Below are 12,505 nucleotides of genomic sequence, written 5' to 3'. Positions count from 1 at the left end.
TAACACTCCAGTTAGCGTATTAAAGGTGGATACGATGTCATTGCATGAGGCGTGCCAGATTTTATATTTTTGATTATTAAGTATTTTTAAAATAATCTTTGTCATTATGACAATAACCGGATAATGTCTTTTTGACACTCATCTGTGAAAAAGACACACCATGACGCTATCGATAGATGCCTTCGCGCACATTGCCATTGAGCTGCAACAGGGGCTTTCAACCCGCGACCGCTTTCAGCGCCTGCTCAATAGCTTGCGCCAGTTGCTATGTTGCGATGCCGCCGCCTTGCTGCGCTATGAAAACCAACTGCTGCGCCCGCTGGCGACCGACGGACTGGCGCCGGATGTGCTGGGGCGGCGTTTCCGGCTGTCGGAGCATCCCCGGCTGGAGGCGATAGCCCGGGCAGGCGACGTGGTGCGTTTCCCGGCGGATAGCCAGCTTCCTGATCCTTACGATGGCCTGATCCCCGGTCAGGAAGCGTTGAAAGTTCATGCCTGCGTCGGGTTGCCGCTGTTTGCTCACCACACGCTGATCGGGGCGCTGACGATTGACGGGATGGACCCTCACCAATTCGATCATTTCAGCGATGAAGAGCTGCGGTTGATTGGTGCGATGGCGTCCGTTGCCTTGAGCAATGCGTTGTTGATGGAGCAACTGGAACGGCAAACGCTGGCGCCGCTGCCGGATGCCGTTCCGATGGCGGAAGCGAATGCTGACGAGATAGTGGGGTTGTCTGCGCCTATGCAGCAACTGAAAAAAGAAGTGGCGATTGTGGCCGATAGCGATCTTAACGTGCTGATCATGGGGGAAACCGGGGTCGGCAAAGAGCTGGTGGCGCGGGCCATCCACCAAGGATCGCGGCGCGCGAGCCGCTCGCTGGTGTATCTGAACTGTGCTGCGCTGCCGGAGTCGGTGGCGGAAAGCGAGCTGTTTGGTCACGTGAAAGGGGCGTTTACCGGCGCCATTCACCATCGTACCGGCAAGTTCGAACTGGCGGATAACGGTACGCTATTTCTGGATGAAATCGGCGAATTTTCGCTGACGTTACAGGCCAAGCTGTTGCGGGTGTTGCAATACGGCGATTTGCAGCGCGTCGGCGACGACAGCAGCCTGAAAGTGAATGTGCGTGTGCTGGCGGCGACCAACCGGGATTTAAAGCAGTCGGTGCAGGAAGGCGCTTTCCGCGCCGACCTGTTCCACCGGCTGAGCGTGTTTCCGCTGTCGGTGCCGCCGTTGCGGGCGCGTGGTCAGGATATTGCCTTGCTGGCCGGTTTTTTCTGCGAACGCAGCCGGGCACGGCTGGGGTTACAACGTCTAGCGCTGTCGCCGGAAGCGACGCAATTACTGGTGCGTTATCCGTGGCCGGGGAACGTGCGCGAACTGGAGCATGTGATTTATCGGGCGACGATTGTGGCGCGTGCCGGCGATATGACCGGCGATCTGACATTGCGTCCGGAACATTTGAATCTGGATGGCGTTTTGCCTGACGCGCCTCGCCCGGCCGCCGCCGATACCGTGCCGTCGTGGCACGGCGTCAGCCTGCGGGATGCGACGGATCATTATCAACGACAGGTGATTAGCGACACGCTGGCGCGTCATCAGGGCAACTGGTCTGCTTGTGCCCGTGAGCTGGCGGTCGATAGCGGTAATCTGCACCGTATGGCGAAACGACTGGGGATCAAATAACAAACCCCGGCAATGCCGGGGTTTGACGGACAGGCTTAGCGAATCATCAACCGCAGCGGGTGCATTTCTGCGACTGGATCACCTGGAAGAAGTCGTTGCCTTTGTCATCCACCAGAATGAAGGCCGGGAAGTCTTCCACTTCGATTTTCCAGATAGCTTCCATACCCAGTTCCGGGTATTCCACGCATTCCAGGCTCTTGATGCTGTTCTGCGCCAGAATCGCCGCCGGGCCGCCGATGCTGCCGAGATAGAAGCCGCCGTGTTTATGACAGGCGTCGGTGACCTGCTGGCTACGGTTGCCTTTGGCCAGCATGATCATGCTGCCGCCGTGGGATTGCAGCAGGTCAACATAGGAGTCCATTCGGCCAGCGGTCGTCGGGCCGAGCGAACCAGAGGCATAGCCTTCCGGCGTTTTGGCCGGGCCGGCGTAATAGATCGGATGATCTTTCACGTATTGCGGCAGTTCGCCGCCGTTGTCCAGCAATTCCTTCAGCTTGGCGTGCGCAATGTCGCGCGCCACGATGATGGTGCCGTTCAGCGACAAGCGGGTGGAAACCGGGTACTGCGACAGCGTCTTGAGAATATCGGCCATCGGGCGGTTCAGGTCGATGCGAACCACTTCGCCTTCGCCGGCCTGACGCAGGTGTTCCGGAATGTATTTGCCGGGGTTGGTTTCCAACTGTTCCAGCCAGATGCCCTGACGGTTGATCTTGGCTTTGATGTTGCGGTCTGCCGAGCAGGACACGCCCATGCCGATCGGGCAGGAAGCGCCGTGACGCGGCAGACGGATCACCCGCACATCGTGGGCGAAGTATTTACCGCCGAACTGGGCGCCGAGCCCCAGATTGCGGGCTTCTTCCAGCAGTTCCTGCTCCAGCGCCACGTCGCGGAACGCCTGACCATGCTCGTTGCCTTCGGTCGGCAGTTCGTCGTAGTAGCGGGTGGAAGCCAGTTTCACGGTTTTCAGGTTGGTTTCCGCCGAGGTGCCGCCGATGACGAAGGCAATGTGGTACGGCGGGCAAGCCGCGGTGCCCAGCGTACGCATTTTTTCCACCAGATAGTTGGTCAGCTTGCCCGGTGACAATAGCGCTTTGGTTTCCTGATACAGGTAGGTCTTGTTGGCGGAACCGCCGCCTTTGGTGACGAACAGGAATTTATATTCATCGCCTTCGGTGCTGTAGAGGTCTATCTGCGCCGGCAGGTTGGTGCCGGTGTTGACCTCTTTGTACATATCCAGCGCCGCGTTCTGGGAATAGCGCAGGTTGTCTTCGATAAAGGTGTTGTAAACCCCGCGCGACAGCGCTTCGGCATCGTTGCCGTTGGTCCACACGCGCTGGCCTTTTTTACCGACGATGATGGCAGTGCCGGTATCCTGACAGGTCGGCAGGATGCCTTTGGCGGCGATTTCGGAGTTACGCAGGAACTGCAGCGCGACATAACGGTCGTTTTCGCTGGCTTGTGGGTCATGCAGGATATCGGCGACCTGTTGCTGGTGGGAAGGGCGCAGCAGGAAAGAGGCGTCGTGGAATGCCTGCTGAGCCAGCAAGGTCAGCCCCTGCGGGTCGACTTTGAGAATATCCTGGCCTTCAAACTGGCTGACGGAAACAAAGTCGCTGCTGATTAAACGGTATTCGGTTTTATCTTTCGCTAATGGAAACGGATCTTGGTAATAAAACGGTTTATTCGACATTTTCTTCTCACTTGCAGCCGCATTATTGAGTGATGTATCGGGTCTTATTTCCGCCTAAGGCTTTTGTGCCGGTCTTATTGTTGTGTCAATCGTTGTGGTGTCAATCGCCTCTGGCACGACGACAAAAGCAATAAACGTGGGTGATATTCCTTAACGTGCGCCGGTTGCGCCCCTTGAGGGATACCGCCTCACATACTATGGCTTTATGATAGGGAGTACCACGCTGACAAGTCACATTATTTTTATCTTCATCATGTTTTCGTCGAAAATATATTACAGACGGAAACATCGTGTAGACAATGACAAAAATAACCCCGCCCGCGCCATATTAAGTCATTTATTTAAATTAATTAAGTGTGATATGCCTGGGTGATAAATACCCATTAAATAAATAAGGGTACACGTCACCTTGCCGGTATGTTGATTTTATTATTCGCGCTGTTCGAGCAAGGTATCGATAAGCCATAGCCCTGCCGGGCCAGGAGGGGACGGGCGCGACCAGGCGATATCCACTTCAATTTGTCGCGGCCAGCCCGACAGCGGCAGTTCCACCAGCCGGTTCTGGGCGTATTCGTCTACCAGCCAGCGCGGCAGGATGCTCCAGCCAAAACCCTGCTCCGCCATTTCCAGCAACATCAGATACGACGGCGTTGACCAACCGGCGCCTTCGGCAGGTGGGCGCTCCCGTTGGCTGTAGGTATGCAGGCAGAGCTGACGCACTGTGGCGAGTTGTTCCTGCGTCACCTGTTTCTGTTGCGCCAGCGGGTGCGTGCGGGCGACATACACCGCCATTTCGGTTTTCACCTGCAACCGGGATACCGCAATGTCGATGGGGTAATGCGCCTGTGCCTGCAACACGCCGACGTGGGCGCGCTGCGACTGCAACAAGTCCACCACGTCTTCGTCTTCCGCAATCAGGCACTCGAATTCGACATCGGGAAAGCGCCCGGCGAAGCGCTGCAATACCGGGTAATAGTGGCGGCATTGCCAGGTGTCCGACAGCACAAAGGTCAGCCGCGGTTCGACTTTATCCGCCAGGCGGATCGCCAGTTCGTCCAGCGCTTCGCTGGCGGAGAGAATCGCTTTGACATGGCTGAGCACCTTACGCCCTTCTTCCGTCAGCACCGGCTGATGACCGCGCCTGTCAAATAACGTCAGGTTGAGATCCGCCTCCAGATTCGCCACCGCCGTGCTGACGGTGGATTGGCTCTTTTGCAGGTGGCGTGCCGCCGCGGAAAACGAGCCGGTATTCACGGTGGCGAGAAATGCCAGCAAAGATTCAGGGGAATAGCGCATCGCCGCCTCTATCGATTTTCTAGATGGATTCTAATTTAGAACTATTGATTATTTAGATGAAAATGGCAACCCGTTAGCGTCGCTGCATCATCCGAAGGAGGAAACCATGCAACAGAAAACCCGGCAGACAGCGCATCATCAGCAAAAAACATTCCGTGAGCGGATAGCACATGCTATCGGTTTCGAGGTGATGGCGTTGCTGATTTGCGCCCCGATCGGCGCCTGGGTGCTTGAGCGCTCGATCTTGCAGGTGGGGGCGCTGTCGGTCATGTTATCCAGCGTGGCGATGGTCTGGAACGTGGTGTACAACAGCCTGTTTGATCGCTTGTGGCCGGTCAGCCGCGTGAAACGCGGTTGGTGGGTACGTGCAGGACACGCTCTGGGCTTCGAAGGCGGTTTTATTCTGATCGGCTTGCCGTTGGCCGCCTGGATGTTGAATATCACGTTGTGGCAGGCGCTGATGGTGGAGATCGGTTTCTTCCTGTTCTTCCTGCCGTACACCATGGCGTATAACTGGCTATACGATGTGCTGCGCGAACGGCTGCTGACCACCGTTATACCGGGGCGTTAGCCCGGTATCCGAAGCAAGAGAGCGAGCGATTGCCTGCTCCTGGCTTCGGCTTGTTTTCATACGCCGTTTACTGACGCAACGATGCCCGGTATTCGGCGTAATCCGGCATGTGGGGAATGCGCCACAAATACCAGGCCGCCAACGTGCGGTAGGGGCGACAGGGTTCGCTCAGTTCCAACATCGTTTTACGCGTCGGGTCCTGCGGCAGACGATACAGGTAACGAAACCCTTGTTTGATGCCGAGATCGTCCACCGGCATGATATCCATCCGCTCCAGCGTGGAGATCAACAGCATTTCCACCGTCCAGCGGCCGATGCCCTTCAGCGAGCAAAGCCGTTCGATCAGCGTCTCGTCATCCCAATGTTCCGCGTCCGCCCGGCCTGGCACCAGCCCGCTCAGCACGCCCTGTGCAATGCCTTGAACGGTATCGATTTTACGGGCGGAAAAACCGCACTGGCGCAGGATCGCCGCTTCACATGTCGCGAGTTGTTCGGCGGCGGGAAAGCCGTTTTCCCCCACGGCAAAACGTTGCTGTAGCTTGCTGATGATCGCGGCGGCGGCGCGGTTGCTGAGCTGCTGGCTGGCGACTGCCCGGATCAGCGCCTCGTAAGGTTCCCGCGCCGGGCGGCTTTCAAAGCGAAGATGACCGACGCCGTCGATCAACCGCGCCCAGTGCGCATCAATCGCGGATAAATGGGCGAGAGCCTGAGGTTCGTCGAACGGGAGGGGAGATGGCGTCATTGATTGGCATCCTTAATGATTGGCGATTTATTTCAGCAGGCAATGCTCTGTGAAGAGATATATACTAAATTCCACTGGTTATTTGAACAGGGTTGCGCATGAATTTCGAACTGTTTGCCGATGAGCCGCCGGAACGCCGCAATGAAACGCTGGCGCCCGGCGCGATGTGGTTGCGCGGCTTTGCCTGGCAACAGGCCGGTGAGTTGCTGGCCGCGCTGGAAACGGTGACGCAACAAGCGCCTTTCCGCCACATGGTGACGCCGGGCGGGCATACCATGTCGGTGGCGATGAGTAATTGCGGGCCGCTAGGCTGGGTGAGCGACGAGCACGGCTACCGCTACAGCGCGCAGGACCCGCTGACCGGCGAACCGTGGCCTGCCATGCCGACGTGCTTTTTGCGCTTGTCGCAGGCGGCGGCGCGCGAGGCCGGGTATGACGGTTTTTCACCGGACGCCTGCCTGATTAACCGTTACGCCGTCGGTGCCAAATTGTCGTTGCATCAGGACAGGGATGAGCAGGATTTGCGCCAGCCGATCGTCTCTGTTTCGCTGGGGTTAGGTGCGGTGTTTCTATTCGGTGGGAGGAAACGCAGCGACCCGTGCCGGCGGTTGGCGCTGATGCACGGCGATGTGGTGGTGTGGGGCGGTGCGTCAAGGCTGAATTATCATGCGATTTTGCCGCTAAAACGCGGGCCGTTGCCGGCGGGGCTCACGGAGGCGGTGCGCCTGAATCTGACGTTTCGTAAAGTGTGATGATGTTTCGTTAAGGGTGAAAGTCCCCCACGGCGTGGGGGACGACAGGCAGGATTTCAGGCGTTACTTCGCGCTGAAATGAATGTAATCGAGAGCGTTTTCGCCGGCCATGCGACCAGAGTTGAGCGCAAAGCCGAAAGTACCGCCGCCCAACAGCAAGTCATAGGTGTCGCCGTACATACCGGCGGCATCGTTACCGGTGACGTACAGGCCAGGCACCGCGCTGCCGTTCGGGCTGACCGCTTCCATTTTCTCGTTAATCTTCACGCCGCCGAGCGTACCGAGCGCGGCCGGCATCATCTTCACCGCATAGAACGGTCCGGTTTTTACCGGGCGCAGATAGTCCATGTTTTTGTTGAAGACTTCGTCGCGTTTCTGAGCAGCATAGCGGTTGTTGTCTTCAATGGTGCGTTTCAGCACGGCCGGGTCGATGGCCATCTGTTTGGCCAGGTCTTCAATGCTGTTGCTTTTGAAGACAAAACCCCGGTTTTTCTGGCTCTCTTTGGCGAACTCGTCGTCAAATTTCACCAGCTTGGTATTGGCGATGACCCATTCGCCGATCGGCACATCGATACCGTCGTTGACCACGTGCTTACGGGTTTCCTCGTCAAAGACGGAATACATCACGCCGCCCGCTTTCGCCAGCGCGTTACCGGCGTGCGGCCAAATGATGACGATGGATTCATCGGTGAAGCGGCGTCCGGTTTTGTCTACCCACAGGTACGGCTGGCGAGCCGCAGCCAGCATCTGGGAGTTGGGGGCATACTCCGGCAGGCCGGGACGATAAGACTGCACCACCCCCATGCCTTCTTCTTTGGCGCCGGCTTTCCACGCCATTTTGATGCCGTCGCCGTCTTTACCAATGTTGCCCACCATGATGGTGTCGGGCATGGCGACGTATTTTTGCAGCATCTCTTTGTTGTTGGCATAGCCGCCGGTGGCGACGATCACCGCTTTGGTGTCGATCTGGAACGGTTTACCGTCGCTGCCTTCAGCGATTACGCCGGTAATTTTGCCGTCTTTCATCACCAGGTCTTTACCCGCGGTTTTCACCAGCGTCGTAACCTTCATGTTTTTAAACTGCTCATGGAAGGTTTTGATCAGGTAACGACCGTGGCCGGGGCCGTCGATAACGTGCCAGGTCAGCATTCCGCCCGGCCCGCCGGGGCCGATGTATTCAAACTTGATGCCTTTGGATTTCACCCATTCGATGGTGTCGGCGGAGCGATTGACGAAAGTGCGCACCACATACGGGTTCGCCATCCAGTGGCTGTATTCCATGATGGTCTTAAAGGCCATATCAGGCGTAACCACGATACCCTGGCGTTTCTGCATCGAACTGTTGGCAGCGAAGATACCTTCCGCGAAATTGCCGGTACCGCCGACGGCGGGCTGTTTCTCCAGCAACACCACGCTGGCGCCTTTCTCGGCCGCCGCCATGGTGGCCGCCGTACCCGCAGCGCCAGCACCGATCACGACCACGTCGACGCTCTTGGGGATCTCGACCGGTTTGGCCGGCTCGGCGTTTTTAGCCGGCTCGGCGGCAGGCTCGGGTTGCCCTGATGCCTGAGCGGACGTGATTCCCAGTACCGAGAGGCACAGAGCCGCAAGGAGTTTTTTTCGGTATTGAACCATATTATTTTCCTTTTATTTTACGCGTGGAATGACGCGCCAAAGACCGGCGCGTCGTCCGGTATTTATTTCGCTTTGGCTTTGGCGTAGGCCGCCTGTGAGGCTTCATGTACCGCGCCGCTGGTCATGGTGGCGCCGGAGACGCCATCAACGCTGATGGTCTTTTTCTCCGTCATGGTTTTCTCCAGTTCTTTGGCCGCTTCCCCGCCGACTTCCGGGGTTTCGTTCGGCGCATCGATAGTGGCTTTTTGCACCACGCCTTTGGCATCGATATCCAGAGTGACCGTCACGTCACCGCCGATGCCTTGTCCGGTCGCTGAGTAGGTTCCGGCTTTAAACTGGTCTTCGGCGACGGCCGCCCCGGCGATCAGCAACAGGCAACCCAATAATTTGATGGAACTTTTCTTCATAACGTGCATTCACTCTGTTTGGTTGACATCATCAATAAACGGGAACCCGCAGCAGGCTAGCGCGCCAGCAACGTTTTCCCTTCTTCATGGCTGAGGTGGCGAAACAACAGGCAGCTCAGCGGTAATCCGGTTCCGAGCAGTAACAACAGCAGGCTAAAGTGATTGATGTTCAGCAGCGGCTCCCATTGCGAAAACAGGCGTAGCGCCGGGAAGGTCAGCGCCATGCTGAGCATGACGGCAATCAACTGACTGAGAATCATGATGTTATTGCCGCTGTTGTAGGTGTCGCTGTTCAGGTGGCAACAGGCCAGCGTGCTTTCCGCCGAGTGCAACAACGCGGTCATCAGGCCGATAGCGACGGCGCAGATGCCAATCACCGGCAGTAAGCGGTGTTGGATAGCCAGACCCAGCAGCAGGACCAGTGCGGAAGCCAGCAACGTGACGTACATCAGCACGTTGCGATAACCCAGCCAGCGAATCAGCGGTTCGAACATCAGTTTGGCCAGCAGCGCGCCGGCCGAAAACATCAGCATGATCAGCCCGGCGGTCGCGGGCGGCAGGCCCAGCGAGGTCTGGATTACCAGCGACATCACCACCGGCAGCGAAGCCAGCAGTAACCGGGTTAGCACGCCGCCCCAGACGCCGACGTAAAAGGAACGAATGCCGAACAGCGAAACCGGCAGTAGCGCTTCACGCCCCGGCGGATTGCTACGCAGGTAGCACAAGGTGCACAGGATGCCGGCCAGACCCAGCAGCACCATGACCGGCAGCGACAACCAATGACGCGGCGCCGCCACCAGCAGCAGGGTGGCCGTGAGCAGAATGCCGACCAGCGGCAGCAGGTTGCCCATCGAAACCCGGCAGCGACTGACGTGGGTATCCGCCGGCAGGATGCGCCACGCCAGCCACAGGCACAGCAGCGCCAGCGGAACCGGCGCGATAAAAATGGCGCGCCAGGATAATCCGTCGGTCAGCAGGCTACCCAGCAGCGGCCCGGTCAGCGTGCCGAACATGCCGAGCAAGGTCATACGGTTGAGGAATGACAGCCGGGTGTCGGCGGGGGTGTATCGCAGAACTTGCGTGCGGATCACCGGCAGCAGCAACGCGCCGCCGGCGCCCTGAATAAAACGGCCCAAACCCAGTTGAAACGCGGTGTCGGCATGGAAGCACAGCAGCGCGCCGCCGGTGAAGATAGTCAGGGCGGCGAGACACGTGCGGCGCTCTCCCAGATGCTGGCTCAGCCAACTGTTGATGGGGGTAAAGGCCACGACGGTGATGACATACGCCATGACGATCGGCTCCATACGCAGGACCGGCTGGTGTAACGAGCGTGCTATCGCCGGTACGGCGACGTACAGCATGGTGGTGTCCAGCGCTTGCATGAAGAACGCCACCGAAGCCAGCCAGAAGAGTGCGCGTGGGCCGGTCATGGTCAGGCTACCGTCATCTGGCCGGCATACAGCACGAACAGCCGCAGCAGGAACACGCCCAGCAGCGTCAGGCCGGCGGCGATGCGCGGCAGGGCGGTGATACGGCGTTGCATTGCAGGCAGGCTGCCCGCAGCCAGCGGCGCCAACATGCCGATGCCGATAATACCGATCCAGAACACACCGCCCCAGAATCCGCTCAGCGCAACCTGCGCCGCCACCGCTTTCTGGCCGCCGCCCAGCATCAGGCCGATAAAGAAAGCAAACAGCAGGAACAGCTCGATCAAGGCGACCGGTTTTTCCAGGTGGTGCAACAGGTGCAGAGTCTGCGGGCAATCACGACGGCTGCGCGCCGAGGTGCCGACCATCATCAACACCGCGATGCCGGACGTGACGCCGGACACCAGAAACAGCACCGGCAACACCGGGTTATTCAGCAACGGGAACGACTTCAACGCCGAGAGCAAAAAGCCGGTATAGCAGCCGAGCAGCAATGCCAGCACCAGCAGTACATTTTCCACCGGACGTATGCCGCGGGTTACCAGAGCGACCACCCGGTTTAGCAACGTGTGCAACGCTGCCGGCAACCGGCGTTCGCTCCAGGCCAGCAGCGGTTGGCGATACAGGCTGGCAATCCACAGGAACATCACCAGCATATACACCTGAAACAGCATCACCCCCAGCGACATGATGGAATGGGGATTATAGAAAATCATCAAATACCAGAAGGTGATGGGGCGGGCGAGGTGGAAAATCAGGATAACCAGCCCGACAATCACCGACAGCGGTGCGACGATGGCCGTTGCGGTAATCAACGGGTTGGCGTGTTGATTTTCCGCAGGCAGGTAGCGGCGAAACAGCAACGTCAACACCATCATCCCGGATGAGATCCCCACCAACAGCAGGTAAACGGCAATCGGCCAGTCCCACACCAGCGAATGAAAATGAAAGGCATCATGCATGATCGCTCTCTCCGTATTTACCCGGTATGCGGTAAAGGTTGGGGCCGGTGCCCAGGTAGACTTTGCTGCGGTAGATAGGATTGCTTTTGATCATTTTCGAGATATCGCTTTCCGGATCGTTGAGGTCGCCGAATACCAGCGCCTTGGTCGGGCAGATCTCGACGCAAGCCGGTTTCTTGCCGGCCGCCAGATTGGTTTCCCGACAAAAATTGCACTTATCCGCGGTATTGGTTACCGGGTTGATAAAGCGTACGTGGTACGGGCAGGCGGCGATGCAGTAGCGACAGCCGACGCAGCGTTTATCGTTGACGTCGACAATGCCGGTCAGTGCGTCTTTGAACGACGCGCCGGTCGGGCAAACGGACACACAGGGCGGGTTATCGCAGTGCTGACAAGACTGACGAAAGAACTGTTTGATGGGTTTACTGGTGTCGGTGGCGGGGATATCGACGGTTTGTATGATATCCAGCCGGGTGACGCCCTCCGGCACCTGGTTGGTTTTACGGCAGGCGGTCATACAGGCTTTGCAGCCGATGCAGCGCAGCTCGTTGTGCAGTATGCCGTATTTGACGGGGCGCGGGCCGACGGAAGGCGCCGTGGTGTCCTGCGCGGCGGCCGGCAAACCACTGCCGGAAACGGCCAGCGCGCTGCCCATAATGGCGATAAAACGGCGTCGGGTGTAATTTTCCATAAAATAACCTTTCAGAAATCGAATATCGGTTTGCAGCAACGACTCTCTGCGCTGCAATAAATCTCTTTTTATTTTCTTATTCACCCGTCATGAGTACGCACAGTGAATAACAACAATTCTCACATATTAAAAATAAGCGTGTGTTTGAAAATAATGCGTGTCGGAAAATAAAACATCTTGATGGGATAATTGGAACATGCGCACCTGGCGGGATATGTGTCACGCTTCACATTTAATTTTTTGTATATCCGGATAAAAATAATTGCAAAATACGATAACTGGCCCAAATAATGTTATTATTGTCGTGAGTTTTATTGTTAATGTTATTTTTGTTGTTTGTTTTTGTTATTAATATGTCTTTTTTGATTTGTATAATAAAATCCTTTTCCGGCTAAAATGAATGAAAATGATGTGGCGCAATAATTCAATCGCGCGGTACGTTATTTTTGTCTATACCCTTCATACTTCAAGTTACAGGTGCGTTGGCTTTATTACTCGGCCCCTCCCTGGGCCTCGCCCTACGGGCCGCAGCAAGCTGCGTTCAAATCTGCTCCCGGCAGATTTGTCACTCACCCCAGTCACTTACTTGTGTAAGCTCCTGGGGATGAAATGAGAGACATCCTGTCTCTCACCAGAGGCCAGCCT

11 protein-coding genes are annotated in these 12,505 nt (G+C 57.2%); 3 read left to right on the top strand and 8 right to left on the bottom strand.

Going from position 1 to position 12,505, the window contains the following annotated elements; genetic code table 11:
• Positions 1-160: 160 nt before the first annotated feature.
• Positions 161-1,687, top strand: a complete 1,527-nt coding sequence (gene norR / locus FDP13_RS14255) for a nitric oxide reductase transcriptional regulator NorR (protein ID WP_143839721.1) — start codon at positions 161-163, stop codon at positions 1,685-1,687.
• Positions 1,688-1,733: 46 nt separating this feature from the next.
• Here the strand turns inward: norR and fumA are convergent, their stop codons facing one another.
• Together fumA and FDP13_RS14245 are read right to left on the bottom strand one after the other, a co-directional pair.
• The gene (fumA, locus tag FDP13_RS14250) at positions 1,734-3,377 is read right to left on the bottom strand and encodes a class I fumarate hydratase FumA (protein WP_143839720.1); all 1,644 of its coding nucleotides are present in this window, start codon (positions 3,375-3,377) and stop codon (positions 1,734-1,736) included.
• Between the two features lie 429 nt (positions 3,378-3,806).
• Positions 3,807-4,673, bottom strand: coding sequence for a LysR family transcriptional regulator (locus FDP13_RS14245; protein WP_143839719.1), 867 nt, complete (start codon positions 4,671-4,673; stop codon positions 3,807-3,809).
• A 106-nt stretch (positions 4,674-4,779) separates the two neighbouring features.
• Between FDP13_RS14245 and FDP13_RS14240 the strand changes: the two genes are divergently transcribed.
• Positions 4,780-5,244, top strand: a complete 465-nt coding sequence (locus FDP13_RS14240) for a multidrug/biocide efflux PACE transporter (protein WP_143839718.1) — start codon at positions 4,780-4,782, stop codon at positions 5,242-5,244.
• A 67-nt stretch (positions 5,245-5,311) separates the two neighbouring features.
• On the opposite strand, the gene FDP13_RS14235 is transcribed toward FDP13_RS14240, so the two are convergent.
• The gene (locus FDP13_RS14235; RefSeq protein WP_143839717.1) at positions 5,312-5,986 is read right to left on the bottom strand and encodes a DNA-3-methyladenine glycosylase; all 675 of its coding nucleotides are present in this window, start codon (positions 5,984-5,986) and stop codon (positions 5,312-5,314) included.
• Positions 5,987-6,084: 98 nt separating this feature from the next.
• Between FDP13_RS14235 and alkB the strand changes: the two genes are divergently transcribed.
• Positions 6,085-6,738: a DNA oxidative demethylase AlkB gene (alkB, locus tag FDP13_RS14230; protein WP_143839716.1), complete on the top strand. Its 654-nt coding sequence runs from the start codon at positions 6,085-6,087 to the stop codon at positions 6,736-6,738.
• 63 nt (positions 6,739-6,801) lie between these two features.
• Here the strand turns inward: alkB and FDP13_RS14225 are convergent, their stop codons facing one another.
• The 5 genes from FDP13_RS14225 to FDP13_RS14205 all read right to left on the bottom strand — a co-directional run bounded on the left by FDP13_RS14225 (position 6,802) and on the right by FDP13_RS14205 (position 11,860).
• On the bottom strand, positions 6,802-8,373 hold the full coding sequence (locus FDP13_RS14225; protein WP_143839715.1) for an FAD-dependent oxidoreductase: 1,572 nt from the start codon (positions 8,371-8,373) through the stop codon (positions 6,802-6,804).
• A gap of 62 nt (positions 8,374-8,435) precedes the next feature.
• On the bottom strand, positions 8,436-8,780 hold the full coding sequence (locus FDP13_RS14220; RefSeq protein ID WP_143839714.1) for an FMN-binding protein: 345 nt from the start codon (positions 8,778-8,780) through the stop codon (positions 8,436-8,438).
• Between the two features lie 56 nt (positions 8,781-8,836).
• Positions 8,837-10,210 carry an MFS transporter gene (locus FDP13_RS14215; protein ID WP_143839713.1) on the bottom strand — a complete coding sequence of 458 codons (1,374 nt, stop codon included), beginning with the start codon at positions 10,208-10,210 and terminating at the stop codon, positions 8,837-8,839.
• Between the two features lie 2 nt (positions 10,211-10,212).
• Complete coding sequence (gene nrfD / locus FDP13_RS14210) at positions 10,213-11,169, bottom strand: cytochrome c nitrite reductase subunit NrfD (protein WP_012770919.1); 957 nt, start codon at positions 11,167-11,169, stop codon at positions 10,213-10,215.
• Positions 11,162-11,860 carry a 4Fe-4S dicluster domain-containing protein gene (locus FDP13_RS14205; RefSeq protein WP_012770918.1) on the bottom strand — a complete coding sequence of 233 codons (699 nt, stop codon included), beginning with the start codon at positions 11,858-11,860 and terminating at the stop codon, positions 11,162-11,164. Before FDP13_RS14205 ends, nrfD begins: the two co-directional genes overlap by 8 nt.
• Positions 11,861-12,505: the final 645 nt, after the last annotated feature.

It is taken from the genome of Dickeya sp. ws52 (assembly GCF_007210685.1).
In the GTDB taxonomy this organism is placed as follows: Bacteria; Pseudomonadota; Gammaproteobacteria; order Enterobacterales; family Enterobacteriaceae; genus Dickeya; species Dickeya chrysanthemi.
Note: the sequence above shows the minus strand (reverse complement) of the source record. Positions and strands in the feature narration are given on the sequence as shown.